The sequence below is a fragment of the Acidobacteriota bacterium genome (assembly GCA_028875725.1).
Taxonomy (GTDB): Bacteria; Acidobacteriota; Thermoanaerobaculia; order Multivoradales; family Multivoraceae; genus Multivorans.
Genome location: JAPPCR010000006.1, coordinates 122,899 through 144,233, shown reverse-complemented (window position 1 = coordinate 144,233; position 21,335 = coordinate 122,899). Strand labels below are relative to the sequence as shown.

General features: G+C 68.7%; 21 protein-coding genes. 8 read left to right on the top strand and 13 right to left on the bottom strand.

What is annotated here, in order from left to right:
• Positions 1-11: 11 nt before the first annotated feature.
• Complete coding sequence (locus OXI49_02700) at positions 12-1,409, bottom strand: trehalose-6-phosphate synthase (GenBank protein MDE2689392.1); 1,398 nt, start codon at positions 1,407-1,409, stop codon at positions 12-14.
• A 38-nt stretch (positions 1,410-1,447) separates the two neighbouring features.
• Here OXI49_02700 and otsB point away from each other — a divergent pair, with 38 nt between their 5' ends.
• From otsB to OXI49_02675, 5 genes are all read left to right on the top strand, one after another.
• Positions 1,448-2,251, top strand: coding sequence for a trehalose-phosphatase (otsB, locus tag OXI49_02695; GenBank protein MDE2689391.1), 804 nt, complete (start codon positions 1,448-1,450; stop codon positions 2,249-2,251).
• Complete coding sequence (locus tag OXI49_02690; GenBank protein ID MDE2689390.1) at positions 2,248-4,053, top strand: glycoside hydrolase family 15 protein; 1,806 nt, start codon at positions 2,248-2,250, stop codon at positions 4,051-4,053. Before otsB ends, OXI49_02690 begins: the two co-directional genes overlap by 4 nt.
• Positions 4,054-4,062: 9 nt before the next feature.
• Positions 4,063-4,764: a GPP34 family phosphoprotein gene (locus tag OXI49_02685; protein ID MDE2689389.1), complete on the top strand. Its 702-nt coding sequence runs from the start codon at positions 4,063-4,065 to the stop codon at positions 4,762-4,764.
• A gap of 2 nt (positions 4,765-4,766) precedes the next feature.
• Positions 4,767-5,498: a class I SAM-dependent methyltransferase gene (locus OXI49_02680; GenBank protein MDE2689388.1), complete on the top strand. Its 732-nt coding sequence runs from the start codon at positions 4,767-4,769 to the stop codon at positions 5,496-5,498.
• Between the two features lie 112 nt (positions 5,499-5,610).
• A complete protein-coding gene (locus OXI49_02675; GenBank protein ID MDE2689387.1) occupies positions 5,611-6,537 on the top strand; it encodes an outer membrane beta-barrel protein in 927 nt (308 codons plus the stop codon).
• A gap of 23 nt (positions 6,538-6,560) precedes the next feature.
• Here the strand turns inward: OXI49_02675 and OXI49_02670 are convergent, their stop codons facing one another.
• Together OXI49_02670 and OXI49_02665 are read right to left on the bottom strand one after the other, a co-directional pair.
• Positions 6,561-6,950, bottom strand: coding sequence for a PIN domain-containing protein (locus OXI49_02670; protein ID MDE2689386.1), 390 nt, complete (start codon positions 6,948-6,950; stop codon positions 6,561-6,563).
• 2 nt (positions 6,951-6,952) lie between these two features.
• Entirely contained in the window at positions 6,953-7,192 is a 240-nt protein-coding gene (locus tag OXI49_02665) for a hypothetical protein (protein ID MDE2689385.1), read from the bottom strand.
• A 66-nt stretch (positions 7,193-7,258) separates the two neighbouring features.
• On the opposite strand from OXI49_02665, the gene OXI49_02660 reads away from it, so the two are divergent.
• Together OXI49_02660 and OXI49_02655 are read left to right on the top strand one after the other, a co-directional pair.
• Positions 7,259-8,179, top strand: a complete 921-nt coding sequence (locus OXI49_02660; protein MDE2689384.1) for an alpha/beta hydrolase — start codon at positions 7,259-7,261, stop codon at positions 8,177-8,179.
• Between the two features lie 3 nt (positions 8,180-8,182).
• Positions 8,183-8,926, top strand: a complete 744-nt coding sequence (locus OXI49_02655; protein ID MDE2689383.1) for a hypothetical protein — start codon at positions 8,183-8,185, stop codon at positions 8,924-8,926.
• Here OXI49_02655 and OXI49_02650 read toward each other — a convergent pair.
• Together OXI49_02650 and OXI49_02645 are read right to left on the bottom strand one after the other, a co-directional pair.
• Positions 8,912-10,621, bottom strand: a complete 1,710-nt coding sequence (locus OXI49_02650; protein MDE2689382.1) for a DUF885 family protein — start codon at positions 10,619-10,621, stop codon at positions 8,912-8,914. The two genes, OXI49_02655 and OXI49_02650, sit on opposite strands and share 15 nt — an antisense overlap.
• A 31-nt stretch (positions 10,622-10,652) precedes the next feature.
• Positions 10,653-11,984, bottom strand: a complete 1,332-nt coding sequence (locus OXI49_02645; protein ID MDE2689381.1) for a PQQ-like beta-propeller repeat protein — start codon at positions 11,982-11,984, stop codon at positions 10,653-10,655.
• A gap of 61 nt (positions 11,985-12,045) precedes the next feature.
• Between OXI49_02645 and OXI49_02640 the strand changes: the two genes are divergently transcribed.
• The gene (locus tag OXI49_02640) at positions 12,046-12,441 is read left to right on the top strand and encodes a hypothetical protein (GenBank protein MDE2689380.1); all 396 of its coding nucleotides are present in this window, start codon (positions 12,046-12,048) and stop codon (positions 12,439-12,441) included.
• A gap of 9 nt (positions 12,442-12,450) precedes the next feature.
• Here the strand turns inward: OXI49_02640 and arfB are convergent, their stop codons facing one another.
• From arfB to OXI49_02600, 8 genes are all read right to left on the bottom strand, one after another.
• On the bottom strand, positions 12,451-12,873 hold the full coding sequence (gene arfB, locus OXI49_02635; GenBank protein MDE2689379.1) for an alternative ribosome rescue aminoacyl-tRNA hydrolase ArfB: 423 nt from the start codon (positions 12,871-12,873) through the stop codon (positions 12,451-12,453).
• Positions 12,874-12,967: 94 nt separating this feature from the next.
• On the bottom strand, positions 12,968-13,822 hold the full coding sequence (locus tag OXI49_02630; protein MDE2689378.1) for a hypothetical protein: 855 nt from the start codon (positions 13,820-13,822) through the stop codon (positions 12,968-12,970).
• Complete coding sequence (locus tag OXI49_02625; GenBank protein MDE2689377.1) at positions 13,819-14,775, bottom strand: ABC transporter ATP-binding protein; 957 nt, start codon at positions 14,773-14,775, stop codon at positions 13,819-13,821. Before OXI49_02625 ends, OXI49_02630 begins: the two co-directional genes overlap by 4 nt.
• Complete coding sequence (locus OXI49_02620) at positions 14,772-15,644, bottom strand: hypothetical protein (GenBank protein MDE2689376.1); 873 nt, start codon at positions 15,642-15,644, stop codon at positions 14,772-14,774. The genes OXI49_02625 and OXI49_02620 overlap by 4 nt, the downstream gene beginning before the upstream one ends.
• The gene (locus OXI49_02615; protein ID MDE2689375.1) at positions 15,631-16,581 is read right to left on the bottom strand and encodes an ABC transporter ATP-binding protein; all 951 of its coding nucleotides are present in this window, start codon (positions 16,579-16,581) and stop codon (positions 15,631-15,633) included. The genes OXI49_02620 and OXI49_02615 overlap by 14 nt, the downstream gene beginning before the upstream one ends.
• Positions 16,581-19,436: a FecR family protein gene (locus tag OXI49_02610; protein MDE2689374.1), complete on the bottom strand. Its 2,856-nt coding sequence runs from the start codon at positions 19,434-19,436 to the stop codon at positions 16,581-16,583. The genes OXI49_02615 and OXI49_02610 overlap by 1 nt, the downstream gene beginning before the upstream one ends.
• On the bottom strand, positions 19,433-20,086 hold the full coding sequence (locus OXI49_02605) for a sigma-70 family RNA polymerase sigma factor (GenBank protein ID MDE2689373.1): 654 nt from the start codon (positions 20,084-20,086) through the stop codon (positions 19,433-19,435). Before OXI49_02605 ends, OXI49_02610 begins: the two co-directional genes overlap by 4 nt.
• 107 nt (positions 20,087-20,193) lie before the next feature.
• A complete protein-coding gene (locus tag OXI49_02600; protein MDE2689372.1) occupies positions 20,194-21,180 on the bottom strand; it encodes a DMT family transporter in 987 nt (328 codons plus the stop codon).
• Between the last annotated feature and the right edge of the window lie 155 nt (positions 21,181-21,335).

Sequence of the window (21,335 nt, the reverse complement as noted above, 5' to 3'; positions counted from 1 at the left end):
TTCCATACGCGTCAGGCCAGCGCCTCGATGAACTGCGCCGCCCACTCGTGCACGGAATGCCGCCGCACGACCTCGCGCATCGCCTTCATCCGTCGCGCCCCGTCGTCCGGGTCGAGGGTGATCGCCTGCTCGATCGTTGCCGCCATCGCGTTCACGTCGTGGGGATTCACGAGCAGGGCGTCCGGCAGTTCCGCCGCCGCGCCCGCGAACTCGGAGAGCACCAGCACGCCGTCGTCTTCGAGCCGGGTGGCGACGTACTCCTTGGCGACCAGGTTCATGCCGTCGCAGAGCGGCGTCACCAGCATGACGTCGGCGACGAGGTAGAAGGCGATGAGTTCCTCGAACGGCAGGTTGCGCCGGAAGTACTGCACCGGCACGACCCCGAGTTCGCCGTACTCGCCGTTGATCTGGCCGACGAGTTCCTCCACGTCGCGCCGCAGGATCTGGTACTCCGAGATCCGCTCGCGGCTCGGCACCGCGACCTGGACCATCACCGCGTCGCGAATCGACCGGTCCTCGCGACCGAGCCACTCGAGGAACGCCTTGAGCCGGAGGTCGATGCCCTTCGTGTAGTCGAGGCGGTCGACGGAGAGGATGATCTTGCGGCCGCGGCGAAGCTGCTGAAGCTGTTCGGCCCGCTCCCGGATCTCGGGCGCCAGCGCCGCGTTCGCGTAGCGGTCCGTGTCGATGGAGATCGGAAAGGCGCCGACGCGGATGTCGCGGCCCTGGTAGCGGATCGTCTCACCCTGGGGTTCCGCCTCGATCAGCCGGTCGGCGAGCCGCGTGAAGTTGTAGGCGCCTGCCGGAGTCTGGAAGCCGATCACGTCGGCGCCTAGCAGGCCCTCCAGCACCGCCCGCCGCCAGGGCAGGCGCAGGAACAGCTCGATCGGCGGGAACGGAATGTGGAGGAAGAAGCCGGAGCTGACATCCGGCCGCAGCTCGCGCAGCATGCGCGGCACGAGCTGCAGGTGGTAGTCCTGGATCCACACGCGGCCGCCGGGCGCGGTGCGGCGAGCCGCCTCCTCGGCAAAGCGCCGGTTGACCGCCACGTAGGGGTTCCACCAGTGGCGATGGTACTCGGGCGGCCGGACCGCGTCGTGGTAGAGCGGCCACAGGGTCGAGTTGCACATGCCCTGGTAGGAGCCGGCAACCTCGGCCTCCGACACCGGTACCGCGACGTTCAGAATGCCTTCGTGCCGGAAAGGCTCGGGCGCGTCGTCGGCGCCGCCGGTCCAGCCGACCCAGCAGCCGCCCGCCTCGCGGACGATCGGCGACAGGGCGCTGACCAGGCCGCCGGGGCTCTGCGCCCAGCCCAGTTCCCCATCCACCTCCTCGCGGCGCACGGGCAGGGTGTTGGCGACGATCACGAGCTCCGACTGCTGAGCAGCCGGCACATTCTGGGAGGCCATCGGTTCCAGTATCGTAAGGGATCTCGGTGGGGGCCCGTGTGAACCAGAGAGCGCATCCGCCACGCACCGCCTGGACCCTCCTGGAAACCGGCTCCGGCGCGCCGCCGCCACACTCCTGGGCCCTGTTCCTGGACGTGGACGGCACGCTGATCGAGATCGCCGAGGCGCCCGACGCGGTTCATGTCGACGAGGGCGTCGCCAGCCTGCTGGCTCGCCTCAGCGACAGCCTCGATGGTGCCTTGGCGCTGGCGAGCGGCCGGTCGCTCGACGTCCTCGACAGCTTCTTCGAGCCGCTGGCCCTTCCGGCAGCGGGCCTGCACGGCCTGGAGCGGCGGTCGGCGGCCGGCGCGGTCAGCCGGAGCGACGGCTCGGCCGCCCTCGAGCCGGCGCGCCGCGACCTCGAGCGCTTCGTCAACGAGCATCCGGGCACCCTCCTGGAAGACAAGTCGGCGACCCTGGCGCTCCACTACCGCCGCGCCGCCGCCGCCGAGGCCCCGGCTCGCGAGGCGATGGAGCGGGTGCGCGCCGCACTCGGTTCGGGCTACCGTGTGCAAGAGGGCAAGATGGTGCTCGAACTCAAGCCTCACTGCCCGAACAAGCGGACGGTGGTCGAGGACTTCATGGCCGAAGCGCCGTTCCGCGGCCGCGCGCCGGTGTTCATCGGCGACGACATCACCGACGAGGAGGGGTTCGACGCCGCCCAGAGCGGCGGCGGCGCCGCCATCGTCGTCGGCCTGGAGCCGGACGGCAGCCGCGAAAGCGTCGCCAGGCACGGTCTGGGCGGCGTGCGGGAGCTGCACCGCTGGCTGGAGGCGCTGCGCGAGCGGCTGGCGAGCCCATGACGAGCGGTGACACGCGGCCGCTCGACGCCGGCGTGATCGGCAACTGCGGGTTCGGGGCGCTGATCGACCCGCGCGGTCGCATCTGCTGGGCCTGTCTGCCCCACTTCGACGGCGATCCCGTCTTCCATTCCCTCCTCGGCGGCAAGGGCGACGAGGACGGCGATCCCGAAGCCGGCGGCTTCTTCGACATCCTGCTCGAGGGGTTCCGCGAGAGCGAGCAGCAGTACCTGGAGAACACCGCGATCCTGGTGACGACGCTTCGCGACGGCAACGGCGCCGCGGTGCGGATCACAGACTTCGCGCCTCGCTTCGAGCAGTTCGGCCGCTCCTTCCGGCCGACGATGATTGTCCGCACGATCGAGCGGCTCTCCGGGGAGCCGCGCATCCGAATTCGACTGCGGCCACGGTTCGACTACGGCGCGCGTCGCCCCGAGGTAACCCGCGGCAGCAACCACGTCCGGTACGTCGGACCGGCCCTGACGCTTCGCTTGACCACCGATGCGCCGGTCTCCCTGATCAGCGACGAGATCTCCTTCGTCCTGGAGCAGCCGCTCACCCTGCTGCTAGGGCCGGACGAGAGCCTGACCGAGCCCGTCGACTCCGTGGCGCGCGAGTTCCGGAGCCGGACGGAGACCTGGTGGCGCGAGTTCGTGCGCCATCTGGCCGTGCCCTTCGAGTGGCAGGAGGCGGTGATCCGCGCCGCCATCACGCTCCAGCTCTGCAGTTTCGAAGAGACCGGGGCCGTGCTCGCGGCGATGACCACGTCGATCCCCGAAGCGCCGGACAGCGGCCGCAACTGGGACTACCGCTTCTGCTGGCTGCGGGACTCCCACTTCGTCGTCCAGGCGCTCAACCGCCTGGGCGCCACGCGGACGATGGAGGGCTACCTCGGCTACATCACGAACCTCGCCGCGGCCGCCGAGGGCGGCGTGCTGCAGCCGGTCTACGGCATCAAGTTCGAGCGCGAACTCACCGAGCGCACGATAGGCGGCCTGCCTGGCTACCGCGGCATGCCGCCGGTGCGGGTCGGCAACGACGCCTGGCGTCAGCTCCAGAACGACAGCTACGGCAGCGCGATCCTCTCCGTCACCCAGAGCTTCTTCGACCGACGGCTCGTCAAGCCCGGCAACCGCCGCGTGTTCGGCTGGCTGGAGCAACTCGGCGACCAGGCCGTGGCCCTGTTCGACCAGCCCGACGCCGGCCTCTGGGAGTTCCGGCAACGAAGCGCCGTCCACACCTTTTCCAGCGTCATGTGCTGGGCCGCCTGCGACCGCCTGGCCCGCATCGCGAGGGCGCTCGGCCTGAGCGACCGTCAAAGGCACTGGACGAACCGGGCCGAGGCGATCCGTTCGCACGTTCTCCGACACGCCGAGACCGAAGGCGGCGGCCTTGCCGCGACGCTGGACGGCGAGGGCATCGACGCCAGCCTGCTCCTGCTCCACGACCTGGGCTTCCTCGACGCCGCCGACCCCTGCTTCGCGGCCACGGTCGAGTCCGTCGAGCCGCTGCGCTCCGGCAGCAACTTCTTCCGCTACCGGGAGGACGACTTCGGCGCCCCGGCCACTTCCTTCGCCGTCTGCAGCTTCTGGTACATCGACGCGATCAACGCCCTCGGCCGCCGCGAGGAGGCCCGCGAACTGTTCCAGGAGATGCTCGAACGCCGCAACCCGGTGGGACTTCTCTCCGAGGACCTCGACCCGGAGACCGGCGAACTCTGGGGCAACTTCCCCCAGACCTACTCGATGGTCGGCCTGATCAACTCGGCGCTGCGGCTCAGCCGGCCGTGGAGCGAGGCCTTCTAGACTCAAGCGATGCGCCACACCCCCCTCCACCTCCACGAAGAGCTGCTGCTTCTCGCCCTGCACGACACGAAGGGCACCCTGGGCGGCGCCCACACGAGCATCGGACTCGGCGGCGCGATCGCCGCCGAGCTCCTGCTCCGGGAGCGCATCCGCATCGACGAGTCGCGCCGCTGGCGCAAGCTCGTCGAGGTCCGCGAGGTCCGCCGCACCGAAGACTCCATCCTCAACGAGTGCCTGAAGAGAATCCGGGACGCCAAACGGCGCGCCTCGATCCAGACCTGGATCACGCGCTTCTCCTCCATGAAGAAGCTCCACCACCGGGTCGCCGAACAACTCTGCGCCCGCCGCATCCTGAGGGCGGATGAGCAGGAGATCCTCCTCATCTTCAAGCGACGCGTCTTCCCGGAAATCGACCCGGGCCCGGAGCGGGAGATCATCGAGCGCCTGCGGACGGCGATTTTCAGCGACTATCGTGAAGTCGAGCCCCGGACGGTCGTCCTGACCGCGCTGGCGCACGCGGTGGGGCTGCTCAACCCGACCTTCGGCCGCCGGGAACTGAGGCCCCGCAGGCAGCGCATCAAGAGCCTCACCAAGGGCGATCTGATCGGCAAGGCCACCTCCAACGCCGTCGAAGCCGCGCAAGCCGCCGTCGCCGCGGCCGCCGTCATGCCCGCCATCATCGCCGCCTCGACCTCCTCGAACTCGGGCTGAAGTTGCCCAAGCTCTACGCCGAGATCGCGCCCTGGTGGCCGCTGATCTCACCGCCCAACGAGTACGAGGAAGAAGCCGGCATCTACCTCCGCCACCTGCTCGAAGCCTCTGACGGCACGCCCGGAACCGCCCTCGAACTCGGCAGCGGCGGCGGCCACAACGCCTCCCACCTCAAGGCGCACTTCGAGATGACCCTCGTCGACCTGTCCCCGGGGATGCTGGCGATGAGCCGGGACCTCAACCCCGAGTGCCGGCACATCGAGGGCGACATGCGAACGGTCCGCCTCGACCGGACGTTCGACTGCGTCTTCATCCACGACGCGATCGACTACATGACGACGCTCGAGGACCTGCGAGCCGCCATCGAGACGGCCTGGGTCCACTGCCGGCCCGGAGGCGCCGCCCTCTTCGCGCCCGACCACCTGCGGGAGAACTTCCAGCCCAGTACAGACTGCGGCGGTTGCGACGGCGAGGAGAGAAGCGCCCACTACCTCGAGAACACCTGGGACCCGGACCCCGGGGACACGATGATCACGACGGACTACGCCTTCGTGCTGCGCAAGGCAGACGGCAGCGTCGAAGTCGTGCACGACCGGCACGTCACCGGCCTGTTCCGCCGCTCCGACTGGCTCGACCTCCTGGCCGACGTGGGATTCGACGCAGAAGCGGTGCCCTGCGACCATTCGGAGATCGAGCCGGGCGAGTACGAGTTGTTCGTCTGCAAGCGGGAGTAGCAGAACGGGCGTCTTCGGCCGAAGGTCGCCCTCATGTCACGCGAGAATCGTCCTTTCGTCACTCTCGACAGCTAGCCTGCAGTCGAACCTGGCGACGCATCGCCCCCGACCCGTGCCACGATTCCTCGTCCTTTCTCTCAACGTCTGCCTCCTCGGCGCCGCCGGAGCCGCAGGCGCCCAGCAGGACCGCGGCTTCTACGTCGCCTTCGAGGCCGGCCTGGTGGACGCCTCCACTCTGGAGGCCTCCATCTCGGGCGCCGACCATCCGACGAGGTGCGACGTCCTGCTCTACGCCGATCCGGCCATGGCGCCGACCGGCGACCCCGCGTGCAGCGGACCGGGTTCGTCGCCCACCGTCACCAATCGTTTCGACCTGGGTTCCCGGTTCACCGGCAGCCTCGGCATCGGATACGACCTGGGCAGCCTGCGCGTCGAGGTGGAGCACACGGCCCGGCAGCACGACGGCGGCACGATCTACTTCCTGTCGACGACCGGAGACCCGACCTTCGACAACAAGATGTCCGAGTGGAGTCCCGTCGATCCTCCCAGCGTGACCGTCTCGGACTTCGACTCCCGCGAGCTCTTCGTCAACGCCTATTGGGACTTCGACAACTCCACGTCCTGGACCCCCTTCGTCGGCCTGGGCGTCGGCCAGGCCCGCGCGAGCCTCCGCTACAGCACCCGCCTCCTGCGCAAGACGCTCGCACAGGGCTACCAGGACATCGATCCGCCGCTTACTCTCGCCGACCGTCCAGCGGCGGCCGCCGGCACGATCAGCCTGTTCGACAGCGAGTTCAGCGACACCCTCTCCGGCTACCAGGTCATCGCCGGTCTGGAACACGCCCTGGGCGACAGCGCATCGTTCACGATCAAGGCGCGATGGACCCGGTTCGACGAGTTCAGCGGACGCGACCTGTGGAAGGTGGTCCGGAGCCACGAACCCGTTCAGGCGGACGGCACGACGCCGTTCACGAGCGACCTGGGGTTCGATGGCATCGGGTATGTGGGGGTGTCGGCGGGGTTGCGGTACCGGTTCTGAGGCCAGGAACACATCGATCGTAGCTAGCCCGCCGGCCACTCCCTGACCTCGACCGCCGCCATCGGGTAGTCCCGCACGTTGGCCGTGGCCAACGCGGCTCCCACCCCAGCGGCAGCCGCGGCGATCAGGCAGTCCGCCTGGTGCAGGGTTACGCCTCTCTCGGCGAACTCCCGGCGCCAACGGCCGGCCATCATGCCTTGGGCCTTGCCCAGGGGAGCGAGACGAAGGCCCCGGAACAGCCGCCTCGCCGCCAGCTCCTCGCCGGGTCGAATTCCGCGCCACACTTCGTCCACCGAGATGACACATACCCACGGCTCGGTGCCTTCGCGGCGCAGGGCCGCCACCTGCGAAGCCGCCCGGCGGCCTCGGAGAGCGTCAATGAGTACGGTCGAGTCGAGCAGCAGGCGGCTCAAGATCAGCCTGAGCGCCGCCGGTCGCCACGCCGCTGACGGCGCACCCACTCCGCCGGATCGTCGTCCCAGTCGTGGCCGGTGTCGGAGATGCCGCCAAGCGCCGCTTCGATGTCGTCCCAGCGCCGTTCGTCGTCGAGTCCCCGTTGGATCAGTTCAGCGATGAAGGCGCTACGCTGCCTGGGGCCGGCACGCCGGTCGAGTTCCGCCACGAGATCGTCGTCGAGCGCGATGTGCAATCTCATGTGCCGAACTTAGCACACAGCACACATGGCTAGAATCCGGAGTCCTTTGCCACGCCTGCCCGATCCATGAGCCGACCGAAACGCTGGGAAGTGCCGAAGCCCCTGGCCACGGCCGAGGCCCACATGGCCGATGGCAGCCGCATCGTTCTCAGGCGGCACGGCAACCCCAGGGGCCCCAGGCTCGTCATCAGCCACTGCAACGGGTTCGCCGCCGACGCCTACTACCCCTTCTGGTCGCTGCTCACGGACAGGTTCGACGTCGTCCTGTTCGACCTCCGCAACCACGGCTGGAACCCGGTCGGCCGCGGCGAAGATCACCACGTCGGCACGTTCGTCGAAGACCACGCGACGATCGCGCAGGCGATCGACCGCCACTTAGGCAACAAGCCGAAGATCGGCGTGTTCCACTCCGTCTCGGCCCAATCGGCGCTGATCCAAGCCAGTCGTGAGTCGGCCTACTCGGCCCTGGTTCTCTTCGACCCGGTCGTCTGCCCGCCAGGCTGCCGGCCCGAGGATGTCGAGAAGGTGGACAAAGTGCTCGGCCAACTGGGCCAGGCCGCCCTGAAGCGTCGCGAACGCTTCGCGAGCCTCGAGGAGTTCATGGAGCGCGTCCTTCGCTCGCCCGGGTTCCAGCTTCTCTGCCCCGGAGCGCCCGAACTCATCGCGCGCGCCACGCTGCGGCCGGCCGCGGACGGCGACGGATACGAACTGTGCTGCCCGCGAGAGTACGAAGCGAGGGTTTCCCTGGAAGGCCCGCGATGGGCGAGAGCAGCGGACCTGAGCCGCGTCTCATGCCCCGTGAAGATCGTCGGCTCCGACCCCACGGTGCCTTTCTCGTTTCTCCCCACCGTGGACCTCAGGGAGATCCTGGCCCTCGACTACGACTTCGTGCCGGACACGACGCACCTCCTCCAGCTCGAAATGCCAGCAGAGTGTGTCGCTGCGATGATGCCGTTCGTGGAGCGATGCCTCACGGAGGCTTCCTGACCAGTGACCGCGAGAAAGGAAAAGTACGACGAGTCCAAGCCCGGGCCCAGGCTCATCGTGCTGATGGGGCTCGTCACGACCGGCGGCAACGCCGGTCTCCTGAGCATCGAGGCGTTGCGCACGTCTCCGGTGTCGATGGTCTATGCGGTGGCGCTGGCGACGGCCGCGGTCGCGACGCTGGTCGCCCTGCGTCGCCGTCGCCCGAGCGACACTTCACCGGAAGCAGAGACGCCGCGAACGGGCCCGGTCTGGCACGAGGCGACCGTGTTCACCGACCCCTGGTACCAGGTGCCAGCGATCTTCTGCGTGTTCATTCTGTTCTCGCGGTTCGTCCTTGACCTGGTCGCCGAGCCGCCAGCAACAGACCGGGCCGTGTGGTTCCTGGCGGCCTTGGGGATCGCGATTCTCGCCGTGGCCTCCGGTCTGATTGGCGCCACCGATTCGAAGAAGAGGCCGAAAGACGACGAGGCGAGTCCGCCGGGCGAAGCGGCGAGCTCGGGCGAAGAGGAATCGGCCGTCGGGGCCGCGCTTCGCGATCCCTGGTTCAGTGTGCCCGCTAGTTCGATCGCCTTTCTGCACTTCGCCCGGGGCGGCCTGGAGAAGATCGAGGAGGATCCGGACTCGCTCTGGGCCACGGTGTGGCTGCTCGCGCCCGTGGTGGGCTTGATAGTGGGTCTGGTGAGTACTGCGGTCTCCCGGGCCCGGCAGGCGCGGAAGCAGGAGCCGCCTGCGCTACCAGAGTCGTGAGACCTCGTCGTCGTAGCCGGTCATCTCCCACCGAGTGAGCGACCAGGGGATCTGGCCCGCCGCGTAGACCTCGTCCAGGAACTCCCGCAGGACGAAGTCGTCGCCAAGTTGATTGGCGCGGTCTCGCATCAGCTTCATGAACTGGACCTTCCCCAGGACCATCAGCATGTGATGCCCCACGCCGCGCAGAGTCGTATCCAGCTCGAACCAGAGATGGTGGCTGCCCTCCAGCAACTCGCCATGCGGCGCGTTGTCGATGCAGAACTGCGTCGCTTCTTCCAGACTCCAGTCGCCGCTGTGCATGTAGATGTCGGAGAGTGCGCGCACGGTACGGAAAGCCGCCTGTTCATAGGTGACTTCCCTGCCGTGGGGATTGCGCCCGTCCAGGTAGCCCGCATGCATCAGCAGTTCTTCGAGGGCAAACGCAAGGCCCTCGTCGCGAGCTGTCGAGATCTTGTACGGCCGCTCGCCGCCACGGATCGGCCGATCGTCGCGCTCCGCCCTGAGCATGTCGAAATGATGGCCGACCAGCTCATGGGTGTTCTCCATGACGGCTTCCCGGTGGGAGAAATTGAAGAAGTAGTCGTGGGTCTCGGGCCAGGGATCCTCCAGGGAGTACCCCTTTCCGTAGAGCCGCGAGTCGAAGTAGTCATCCGGCACGAGGAAGTCGTGCACAGTGAAGATCTCCTCCTCGCGCAGGAAGTCCATGACGTGATCGACTGCTTCTTCGATGCCTTCCCTGTACTCGACCTGTGACCCGACGGGTACGAGGGGTGGAACGTCGCGATTCCGGTTCTCTTCCAGTCGCTGAAAGGTGATCACGCGATTATCCTCGAGTTCGACGATCGTACGAATATCCTCCCAGGTATAGGGAAACAGATAGACGTTCCTGAGCAGCCAGTTGTAGTTCTCCTTGCCTACCCCGGTCGTGCCCGTCATCCGGTGCTCGTTGGACCGTATCCAGTCCTCATAGTCGTCGAGAGCGGTCAGCGCCGGGCCGACGTCCGCCACGAGTTCCGGATGGTGAATCCTCAGGCCCTTCGCGAGCGATTCATAGGACGATCTGGTGTCTCCGATGGAGAGAACCGCCAGAGTGGCCAGGTCCGCGGCGATCAGCGAGAAGTCCTGAAGATTCTCTTTCGCCTGCTGCACCAGATCGGGTACCGATCTGAGCCTTGCTTGCAGATCCGCGACCTCGTTCGCCTGGAGGGGCGGTTCAGCTACCCAGGCGAACGTGGCGATGACGTCGTTGTAGAAGCCGGGATCCGTGGACCATGGGTTGAGAACCCGGTGCTGGAACTCGTAGCCGTTCATCTCCGCCCGGACAAGGTGGTAGTCGACCTGTTCTGAGACCGGCCAGCCCGTCGGATCGATCGACTTCAACCTCTCCTGAAACGTCCCCAGTTCACGGTACTTCTCCGCCATTGCATCGGCGGAGAAGTCCGGCGTCGCGTCGAGGTTGGACAGGATCCAGCCGCTCTGCGAATAGGACTGGATGTTGCCGGTTCCCGCTTGCTGGAAGGACCGAAAGTCCCCGAAGAGGGAGACCAGATCCGCGTAGTCGGTGCTCGCGACTGTCTGAGTTGACCCGGCTTCCGCCGGATCGTCTCCCGGGCCATTCGACAGCAGTAGATACAGGGCGAAGCCAGCGAGGATGACCACTAATGCGACCAGAAGACTGCGGTTTCGCTTCATGTTCTCCCCCGAGTACTCGGCGCCTTCTCTCCTACTCCTCCAAGAGTGACGCGCGGACGATCTCCCGGTCGTTGCGGTGCACGATGTGACCGTTCGCGTAAGCGGGGTGCACCCAGAGGAGCTTGCCGAGCTCCCGGCGGATGCGGACGCTGCGGGTGGTCGGTTCGAGCAGGCGCGTCCGGTCGATCTCGTGGTAACCGTCGCGGCTCAGGCGGGCGATCATCAGTTCGCCGCGGTCGTTGCTGATGAAGTAGCGGTCGCCGTTCCGGACCAGGAAGGCGGTGGCGATGCGGGCGTCCTCGCTCGGCTCGAAGGTCGCCCAGACCTCCTTGCCGGTGGCGCGGTCGATGGCGCGCAGCGCGCCCTGACCGCCGATGCCGTAGATCACGTCACCGTCGAAAGCGGGCGTGGAGTTGAAGGCGTGGAGGCCGTCGAGGTCCTCCTTGCTGGTGCTCTTGCCTTTCCAGACGATCCGGGCCTCGGGCTTTCCGGTTGACGCGGCGGCGACCTCAATCAGCGTCGAGCCGTGCGACGCGGACGATACGAGAAGCTGGTTGCCGTCCTGGATCGGCGTCGCGATCGTCTGCCCGTACTCCACCTCGTAGGGGAACTGCCAGAACACCTCGCCGCCATCCGGGTCGAGCCCGGCGATGCCCTTCGGATGCCAGATGACGAGGTGGCTCCGGCCGCCAAGCTCGTAGATGACCGGCGGGTTGTAGCCCGGTTCGTTGCCTACCTCCATCGAGCGCCAGAGCTCGTCGCCGGTCCCCCGATCGAACGCCACGACCATGGCGTCGGGTTCGCCGCCGACCAGGGTGATGATCTGGCGGCCGTCGACGAGCGGCGCGCCGACGAAACCCCAGGCCTGAACCGGCGCCTCGTAGTCGGCCACCAGGTCGTGCCGCCAGAGCACGCGGCCGTCCTCGACCGAGAGCGCCGCCATGTAGCCCGCCGAGCCGAGCACGTAGACCCGGTCGCCATCGACCGTCGGGGTTGCCCGCGGGCCGTTTGCGTAGGCGGGCATGAGCCCGGCCATCCCGGTTTCCCAGGCGTGCTCCCAGAGCTTCTCGCCGGTCGCCTCGTCGAGCACGATCAGGCGTTCGCGGCCGCGGTTCCCGGGCAGCCGTTCGAAGTCGGTCGCGAACACGCGGCCGGCGGCTACAGCCGGGCCGCCGTAGCCCGCGCCGATCGGCACGCGCCAGACGAAGCGGAGGCCGCCTTCGGGGAAGCGTTCGAGGATGCCGTCTTCGTGCCAGACGCCGCGGCGCTCGTCACCCCGCCACTGCGGCCAGTCGTCGGCCGGTGCGATGGGCGCCACCGCGAGGCCCAGCGCGAAGCAAACGAGCAGGATCCGGGTTCGCATGGGTGGAGCATAGCGGTGGCCTGTCGCGGGCGGGGTCAAGTGCGGTAGGTTTTGCGCCGCCATGCGCCGCGTGCTTCTACCGCTGATCGTCGCCGCAGTGGCGCCCGTCTCTTGCGGTTCTCCGCCTCACGTCAGCGCCGACCTCGTCTACCGCCACAGCCTGGACTTCCCGTCGCCGCAACGGCTGCGGCAGGGGTGGACCAGGGTCTGGGTCGGCAGGGAACTGGAACGTGTGGATACGCTCATCCACCGCGTCATCGTCATTCCCGAGTTCGCGGGCGACCTGATGGTCATGCCGGGTCGTCAACGCGAGCGCATGGTGGCTGAGCTCGCCTGCCCGCCGTCAGACCATCCGGTCTGGGAGGAGCTGACGCGCGGCCAGGACATCGAGATCGACCTGGAAACGGCGGACCGTGGCCACTTCACGACCGTGTCGTGCCGCGGCGGGCTCAGGTAACCGACACTCCTAGTCTTCCGGACCGACCGGACCGCGGCGCCTCTTCGTCTCGCCGCGCCGTCGCTTGTCCTGAAGCCGCCTTTCCCTCGCGCCGGCAGAGGGCCGCGTGGGGCGGCGCGGCCGCGGCTCCTCACGAGCCTCCTCGATCATCGCTCCGAGCCGGGAGAGCGCCTCGGCCCGGTTGCGGGCCTGGGTCCGGTGGGTATCGGCGGAGACGACGATCTCGCCGGCCACCGTGAGGCGCTTCCCGGCCAACGCCTCCAGGCGACGCCGCAAAGGTCCCTCGATACCGGCCGCGTCGAGGTCGAGGCGGCACTGCGCAGCCGTCGCGACCTTGTTCACGTTCTGACCGCCGGGGCCGGAAGAGCGAACGAACTTGAAGGTCAGGGCGTGCTCCGGTACGGCAACGCCGCCGATGTCGATGGGGGCCACAAGGCAATGGTGGCAGATCGAGCCGGACTGCGGCCGGCGCGTTCTTCATGCCGCCTGCGGCGGCGGCGGGTCAGACGACCCGCTCACCCAGTGATCAGTCCTCGGTGTACCGGATCTCCATGCGGCGGATGATCAGGGCGGTCGCCGCGAGCACGACGGCGGCAAAGGCGAGCAGGCCGAGGACGGAGACGGCCGGCGGCGGCGGTTCGACGACCACAGCGAACGGACCGTCGGAAAGCGGCACCGGCAGCAGGCCCTTCAGGTAGTGGATCACGCTGAGCTTCTTGAGCGCCGGCGGCAGCAGGAAGTGCAGCATCTCCCATACGTAGAGGGCGCCGGCCGGGATGATCGGGTTCCGGAACACCATGCCGACGAGCGTGAACAGCGAGCCGTAGCCGATGCAGGCGAGCAGGGTCACGCCCAGGTAGGCCACGAGATGCCGGCCGCCCGGGCCGGCGGTCAGGTCCTCGATCGCTCCCGCGAAGCCGACGGGCAGGTAGATCAAGGCATAGCTGAACACGGTGCTGGCCATGAACAGCACCGCCACGGCGGCGACCGCGGCCACGTACTTCGCCGCCACGACGACTTCGCGACGAAGCGGCGTCAGCAGCAGGTAGTGCAGGCTGCGCTCCAGAATCTCGCCCCGGAACAGGTTGAAGAAGACGTACAGGCAACCGAAGAACAGGATCGCGCCGAGGAAGACCGTCTCGAAGATCGTCTCGTAGACGATCCGGTTGCCGAAGCGTTCCAGCACCGTCTGGCCGCCGATCGGGATCGAGCCGACCAGCAGGACGATCGCCACCGGAACCGCCGAGGCCAGCCCCAGGATCACCGCCCTGCGGGTCAGGAGCAGCCGGCGCAACTCCAGGCGCACGAGTCCGCCGACTTGCCGGGCCAGCAGCGCCCAGTCGAGGCGCGGACGCGCCGCCGACTCCTGAGCCACCGTCACGAGGGCTCCTCCTCTTCGTCAACCAGGTAGCGGTAGACGGCCTGCAGGTCGCTGTCCGCGGGGCCCACCGCCTCGACCTCCACGCCGCCCTCGGCGACCAGTTCGGCGACGAGGCGCAGGAAGCGGTCCGCGTCGCGCGTTCGCAGGTGGAGCCCGCCGCCGTCGTCGTGAAGCTGCACCTCGGTGACGTGGTCCAACTCGAAGGCGCGGCCGGCGAGCCACTGCGGGCGATCGCAGCGCACGAAGACCTGGAGCGGCTGCTCGCGGACCTCCTCGACTTCCGCCCGCATGCCCGGCACCTCGCCTTCGGCGACGATGTAGCCGTTCGAGATCAGGATGACGCGGTCCGAGAGCAGGTCGACCTCGTGCAGGATGTGGCTCGAGATGAGCACGTGCTGGCCCTCGCCGGCCAGTTGACGGAAGAGCTCGATCGTCTCGGCGCGCACCATCGGATCGAGGCCGTTGAGCGGCTCGTCGAGCACCATGACCTGCGGCCCGTGCGCGATGGCCTGGGCCAGCTTGATCCGTTGCCGCATGCCCTTGCTGTAGCCGGCGATCCGGCGGTGCGCCGAGTCGACGAGGCCGACCCGCTCCAGCGCCCGGGCGGTCAGGCGTTCCGCCTCGCCGCGGTCCAGGCCGTGCAGCAGCAGGTAGGAAAAGACGAACTGCCAGCCGGTGGCGCCGCGCGGAAAGGAGTCGTACTGGGTGCAGTAGCCGAAACGGCGGAACAGATCCTGCGGTCGGGTCACCGGGAGGCCGAGAACGCTGATCTCGCCCCGCGTCGGCCGCAGCAGGCCCGCGAGCAGGTTCATCAGCGTGCTCTTGCCGGAGCCGTTCGGGCCGACCAGGCTGGTGATGCCAGGTTCGATCTCCAGGTCGACCCGGTTGACGCCCAGCACGTCGCCGTAGAACTTCGAGACGTCGCGGATCACGATGTTGCGATCGTCGCTCACTTGACGATCTCGAAGGCCCGCACGCGCCGGTAGAGCAGAGCCGCCGAAAGCGAGGCCAGGGCGGCCGCCGCGAGCCAGGCGGCCGCCTCCGGCATCTCGACCGACCCTTGTGTGCCGAACACGGAGGCGGAGAGCGCGTCCGTCACGTCGAAGGCGACCACCATGCTGCCGAGCCAGGAGTCGTAGAACTCCTTGTAGAACGAGCCGAAGGCCGTGCCCGTCAGGATCGCGCCCATGAAAACGATCCGGGCCCAGGGCTTCCACTTCACCCAGGCCGCGATCGCCAGCATCGGCAGCGACATGCAGAGAAGCCAGACGACCGACACGAGGACCATCGACGGCGCGACCCGCCAGTGCTCCAGCAGCCACTCGCGGCCGCCGAGCGACGCCTGGATCACGAACAGGAGCAGCCCCGGCGCCCAGGTGATCGCCGAGACGAGGACGCCGAGCACGCCGAGCTTGCCGAGCACGTAGTCGGTCCGCGTCAGCGGCCGCGAGAGATAGAGCGGCATCGCCCGGTTCCGCAGGTCGGCCGACACCAGCGACGGCCCGACGACGAGCACGACGACGAACGCCAGGTTCAACTGGACGCGCAGGAAGAGGTTCTGGAAGAACCAGGTGTTGACCTGGACGAACTCGAGCAGGTCGGCCGAATCGAGGTTGATCAGGGTCAGCGCCTCCGCGTTGTAGCGCAGGTACATGGCGCCGAGCAGAACCAGCGGCCAGGCGAAGCAGAAGGCGAAGAAGGCCAGGAACAGCCGGGACGCGAAGACGTCGCGCAGGCCGTAGCGGCTGATGACCAGGAAGCGGCTCCGCGCCGGCATCAGCGGACCGTCGTAGCCCTTGTAGCCGTGGTCATAGACGGCCATCGTCGCCCTCCATCGCCTGAAGGAAGATGTCCTCCAGCGAAGTGCGCTTGTAGTCCAGGCGGCGAATCGTCACGTCCTGCTGGATCGCCGAAGCGTAGATGTGGCGCACCTCCACACCCGGCGGCAGGACGGCCTTGATCCGGCGGCGGTTGACCACGGCGACCTCGCAGCCGAGCCCCTCGATCGCGGCCCGGAAGCCGCTCCCGGCGCCTTCGCGCTCCGCCGCGAGGTCGAGTTCGAGGAACCGGCGGTTGGCGCGCCGTTCTTCGGCCAGGTTGCAGTAGGTGGCGATCCGGCCCCGGTTCAGGACCAGCACTTCCTCGCAGCACTCCTCGACGTCCCGGAGCAGGTGCGACGAGACGACGATCCGCGCCCTGCCCGAGTCCCGAATCTCCCGGATCAGCCGCAGCATGCGCAGGCGGGCCGGCGGGTCGAGACCGTTCGTCGGCTCGTCGAGGAAGAGAAGGCTCGGACCGTGAGCGATCGCCTGGGCCAGCTTGAGCAACTGCTTCATGCCCAGCGAGTAGGTCTCCACGTTGCGGTAGCGCGCTTCGCCCAGCCCGACGTAGAAGAACACCTCGTGCGCGCGCTCCAGGGCGGCCTCGGGAGGCAGCCCGGAAACCTCCGCCATGAGCCGCACGAAGCGGACGCCGGAGATGCCGGCGATGAAGGCGTCCCGCTCCGGCATGTAGCCGACCCGACGCCGGAGTTCCCGGCCCTGAGCCGTGATGTCCATGCCGAACAGGCGGGCCGTGCCGGCGGTCGGCCTGTAGAAACCGAGCAGGGTGTTCAGCAGCGTCGTCTTGCCGGCGCCGTTGGGTCCCAGGAGGCCGATCGCGCGGCCCGAGAAGGCGCCACGCAGATCGTCGAGCACCTGGTGCCGGCCGAACCGAACCCCGAGACCGTCGAGGTCGATGACCGGCGGCGCCTCACTCATCAGGCGGCGGGCCTCAAGCGGGTGTTGGGCAGCGCTGGCAGCCTCTCAGCGACCTGATCGTCCGCTACGACCCCCGGTTCGCTCTCCCCTTCGGGATCGGCGCCGTCGTCGATCGAATCCAGGCCCTGGAGAAGATTGGGGAGTCCGAGCAATGGACCAAGCCCGGTGAAGGCCAGCAGGCTCGGACCGCTGGAGGTCACGACGATCTCGCTGCGGCCCGCGTACACCGTGTAGAGGGACGCCCCCTGGCTGGTGATCGACTCCTCGATCGCCTGGACGACGGCCTGCTGGTCGTCACCTGCGACCTCCGTCGGCAGCAGGTCGAAGAGTTCGCTGGCCGTCTCGGCGAGCCGGTTGTAGACCATCGCGGAAAAGTCCGCGTAGCCGTTCTCGGGCAGCAGATCGAGGAACTGCTGGCTCGAGGTCAGCGAGGCGCCGCTGCCGCGATAGCGGATCGCGGTGTCGATCGTTGCCACGCTGGACGCGCTCACCATGTACCCATCAAAGTACGTGTAGAAGATCTCGGGAGTTTCCACAAGGCTCTCGAGCACTCCCTCGAGGGAGTCGTCGTCTTCATCCGCCTCCCCGCCGTCGCCATCCGCGTCGTCGATCTCGACCGAGAGACGGTAGACCGTGCGGCCGCCCGACTCCTGCTCGTCGATCGCGATCGCCATGCCCACGCCCTCGTCCGCCAGCCGGTCGTTCGCCTTCCGGGCAAGCGTCTCGATCGAGTTCTGCAGGCCCTCCGCATCGTAGACGGACGCGACCGCCTTCCACGCCGGCGAAGGCAGGACCGGACCGTCGATGCCGGCGGCGTACTCGCCACCCAGGTGCGCGAGGAAGTCCTCGCGAATCGACATGCCCAGTTCACTCTCTATCTCGGCCGGCGGCCCGTCCATCTCCCCGCCCAGCCCGGCGAGGAACTCCAGGAACTCGTCGTAGATCGTCAGCGGATCCTCGATCACGCCGGCGGCGACGAAGGACGCGTCGGGAGAGAAGAAGTCGAGGGCGCCGTTGGTTCCCGGCTCGGACAGCCAGGAGACCATCCCGGATCGCTGGCCGTCGAAGCTCAGGGTCGCGGTGAGGTTCGCCCGGTCGCCGTCCTGGGTCCGGGAAGCGACCAGATCCTCGACGTGGTCGAGCCCGCTGAACGCGAGGCCCCTGGCATCCCCGTCATCGCCGTCCCCGTCGTCGCTGTCCGCCAGTTCAGCCACGACCGTCGCCAGCTCGACCGCCGCCAGCAGCTCCGCGCCGGCGGCGTAACGCTCCGCGAGCCTGCCATGCAGCCGCGAGCCCACGAACGGATTGGCGGCGCCGTCCCGGTGCGCCGCCACGGTGCGAAGCGCCGCGAGCGAAGGCGAGGCCGCGGCGAGGTCGTCGGCGATCCAGACCAGGAGCACGCCGTCCGACTCTGCCGCCGCATCGAGATCCTCGACGATGACCGGTGCGCCCTCGTCGCCCATCGCATCGCCCAACTCCTCCAGGTGTCCTTCGAGGGCCTCGCGCAGGGCCACGGCATCCGACACCTCCGTGACCATCAACGGGCGGGCCGTGTTGTCGGCGATCCCGCCGGCGAGCGCGACCACCGTCTCGTCGCCCATCGTCTCGCCGAGCTCGCCCAGCAACCCGATCACGTCGTCGATCGTGCCGACCGCGCCGGAGGCCTCGAACTCGGACCACCACTCGGCGAACAGACCGCTCGCCTCGGCGCGCGACCGCACGAGTGCGAACAGATCGCTCAAGGTCGCCGGGGCGTTCGGCATCGCCACATAGATCTTCGTATCGGCCGGCATCAGGTCGAGCAGGCGGGTCGAGTGGCGCGCCGGCGTCGCCTCCATCAACTGGTTCAGTTCGCTGCGCAGCGACTTGAACTCCTCGAGCAGGGCGAGGTAGCGGTCCGCGTCCTGGCTCCAGCCGACTTCCTCCTGCAGCGTCATCGCCACCAGGGTCGGACGGCTGCGGAACTGATCGCCGGCGAGCAGGTTGTGGCGCTCGCGGCCCTTCTCGACCTCGACCTCGCCCTCGATCACCGACACCCGCGACCCCTTGACGCCGTGGGTGACGGCGAAGATCGTGCCCTTGACCGCCACCAGCATCTCCGCGGTCGACACGATCAGCGAACCGTTCTCCTGCTGCGCGGCCTGGACGATCACGCTGCCGCGGTCGACCCGCACGCGATGGCCGCTGCGCCGGGCGTCGACGCGGAACGTCGTGAGTCCCGCGGCCTCGACCCTGGAACCGTCCGCGAGCTCGAGTACCGCCCGGCTGCCGGCGCCGGTGCGGATGCGGTCGCCGCCGTCGATCGCGTCGCCGGGGCCGAGCGGAACGAGGTCCGCCCCGCGGTCGTCGCCGGCCACGAACATCCGGCCGTCAACACTCTGAACCTGCACGATGCCGTTCTGGGGCGGCAGGAGCACGCGCTGGCTGATCCACACGCCCGCCACGGCCACACCGATCATTGCCGCGGCGGCCGCGTAGTAGCGGCCGACCCGCGCCGGCGCCACGGGGCCGGCAACGTCGGACACCGCGCGGCCGGCCCGCACCGCCTGCAGGTGCTTGCGGCAGGGGATGCACTCGCGGGCGTGGTCCTCCACCAGGAGGCACTGCGCCTCCGGCAACGTGCCGGCGACCAGGGCCGGCATGCGCGCCTGGTAGTCGGCGCAGGAAGTCAGCGTCGCGTTCGCATCGACGTCCGCGTCGGGCGCATCGGCTCCGGCGGCATCGCCAGCGGCGGCGGTCAGCGCCTGCCGCACGCGTGCGGCCGCGGCAGCCTCGACATCGGCCGGCGGCCGCTCCGCGGCGATCGCCTGCGCGGTCTCGATCAGGGTCCGGTTCATCTGGTTGCGGTCGCTCATTGCTGCTTCCTCCGCTCTTCTTCCTGGCCTTCCTGTCCGTCCTGTTTCGATTCCCCGGCCGCGACGACTGCCGCGTCCTCCGCCGCGAGCGCCGCGCCCAGGCGCTTGCGCAGCCGGTGCAGTGTCACCGCCACCGTCATGCGCGACGTACCCATCATCGGCCCGATCTCCGAGTTCCGGTAACCCTCGAAGTAGCGCAGCACGAACATCTCGGCCGCTCGCGGGTTGACCTTGGCGAGTTCCCTTCGCAGCCGGTCACGCAGTTCCAGCGAAGCGAAGCGCCGCGCCGGATCGCTCTCGACGGCCGACGACGGCCCTACTTCCTCGAGGACCTGTTGGTCCAGTGCCACGAGGCGCGAGCGCTTGCGCGAACGGATCAGGTCGAGCGAGGCGTTGATCGCCGCCCGCCGCAGGTAGCCGCCGGCCTTCGCCGTGTCCAGGGACTGCGGCGGCCGGTTCAGCAGCCGCAGGAAGATCGTCTGCAGCACGTCCTCCGCGTCGGAAGCGTTGCCCGTGACGCGGTAGGCCGTGTGGAACATCAGCCGGTGGTGCTCCTCGAAGAGCCCCTGCAGCGTGTCCCCGGCAGAGTCCGGCGCGACGGGAGGAGCTGCGGGCGGCCTTTCGGTCATCGAAACGCTTGCGATCGTCAAACGGCGCCTCCTTGGCTCCCGAGTGCGCCGGCTCCGCGCCGCCGCCCGGGTGGGTTCAGTGGAGAAGACGCCGCAAAGGACGATTGTTTAGCAGAGAGGGAGGGCGCCTACTCCTTCGGCGACCGGACTACCGCCGCCAGCAGCACCGTCGCCACGGCTATGACCGCACCGCCCAGCCAGGTGAGCAGGTGCGGCTGCTCCCCGTGGAACCACATCGCCCAGACAGGGGTAAGCGCGGGCTCCAGCAGCAGCAGGAGCGCGACGACGGGGGCTTGCAGGACGCTCGCGGCTCGGGCTACGAAGACGTAGGCGAGGGCCACCTGGAACAGCCCGAGATACGCCACGACCAGGAAGTCGCCGGGAGCTGCGGCGGTGAGAGTCGCCATGACCGGCAGGCACGCAAGGCAGACGATCACGTTGCCGCAGGCAGCGGCGGCGATCCCAGTTGCGCGCACGTCCTCGCCATCCCCGAGAGAGGACGCTGCGCCGGCCGCACGGACCGGTCGCGCGGCCGGCGAACGGCCGGCGGCACGCAGACCCATCAGCGTCAGGCCGTACGCCAGGCCGCAGAACACGGCGAGCACGTTGCCGGTGCGGGGATCGGGCGCCGATGCAACCGCTTCGGCGCCGCCGAAGAAGGCCATCACCAGGCCCGCGCCGAAGAGTGGCACGAACAAGAGTCGCCGCCAGCCCAGTCGCTCCCGCAGGAGGATCGGCGACAGCAGCAAGACGAAGAGTGGCGCCGTCGACTGCAGGAAGATCGTCTCGGCCGCCGTTGTCCGCTTCGCGGCGTGGACGAAGAGCACCAGTGTCAGGCAATAGCAACAGCCGGTCCCCACGGTGAGGAGGAGCGCGCTGCGCCGCGCCGGGCTGCGCCACCAGCCGATGGCGGCGACTCGACTCGTCCCGTCAGGGCCGCCGGCCCACCTCCGCGCCGCCGGAATGGCGACCAGCAGCACGACGGCCGCGATCAGGGAGCGTGTCCCGGCGACCTGCCAGCCGTCGAGCTCCGTCGCCTTGACCGCCGCGCCGCCGGTCGAGAAGAGGATGCCGGCGACCACCGCCTGGAGCGCCGCGGACGAGCGGGACGTCATCGGAATGGCCTCTGCAACAGGCCTGTATGGTAGTGGGCAGAGGATCTGCTCGCAGTCTGCCGGCGGCGCCCCCGGCGGGTGCCGAGGTCCATTCCCGGCACGGAAGTTGCTTCACTACGCGTCAGGATCGACCAGCAGGCTCCAGATGGAGCATG

Excerpts from the sequence above, each read along its gene's own strand:
- OXI49_02700 (MDE2689392.1), bottom strand. The coding sequence starts at position 1,409 with ATGGCCTCCCAGAATGTGCCGGCTGCTCAGCAGTCGGAGCTCGTGATC.
- OXI49_02690 (MDE2689390.1), top strand. The coding sequence starts at position 2,248 with ATGACGAGCGGTGACACGCGGCCGCTCGACGCCGGCGTGATCGGCAAC.
- OXI49_02685 (MDE2689389.1), top strand. The coding sequence starts at position 4,063 with ATGCGCCACACCCCCCTCCACCTCCACGAAGAGCTGCTGCTTCTCGCC.
- OXI49_02665 (MDE2689385.1), bottom strand. The coding sequence starts at position 7,192 with ATGAGATTGCACATCGCGCTCGACGACGATCTCGTGGCGGAACTCGAC.
- OXI49_02660 (MDE2689384.1), top strand. The coding sequence starts at position 7,259 with ATGAGCCGACCGAAACGCTGGGAAGTGCCGAAGCCCCTGGCCACGGCC.
- OXI49_02650 (MDE2689382.1), bottom strand. The coding sequence starts at position 10,621 with ATGAAGCGAAACCGCAGTCTTCTGGTCGCATTAGTGGTCATCCTCGCT.
- OXI49_02645 (MDE2689381.1), bottom strand. The coding sequence starts at position 11,984 with ATGCGAACCCGGATCCTGCTCGTTTGCTTCGCGCTGGGCCTCGCGGTG.
- OXI49_02640 (MDE2689380.1), top strand. The coding sequence starts at position 12,046 with ATGCGCCGCGTGCTTCTACCGCTGATCGTCGCCGCAGTGGCGCCCGTC.
- OXI49_02620 (MDE2689376.1), bottom strand. The coding sequence starts at position 15,644 with ATGGCCGTCTATGACCACGGCTACAAGGGCTACGACGGTCCGCTGATG.
- OXI49_02615 (MDE2689375.1), bottom strand. The coding sequence starts at position 16,581 with ATGAGTGAGGCGCCGCCGGTCATCGACCTCGACGGTCTCGGGGTTCGG.
- OXI49_02610 (MDE2689374.1), bottom strand. The coding sequence starts at position 19,436 with ATGAGCGACCGCAACCAGATGAACCGGACCCTGATCGAGACCGCGCAG.
- OXI49_02600 (MDE2689372.1), bottom strand. The coding sequence starts at position 21,180 with ATGACGTCCCGCTCGTCCGCGGCGCTCCAGGCGGTGGTCGCCGGCATC.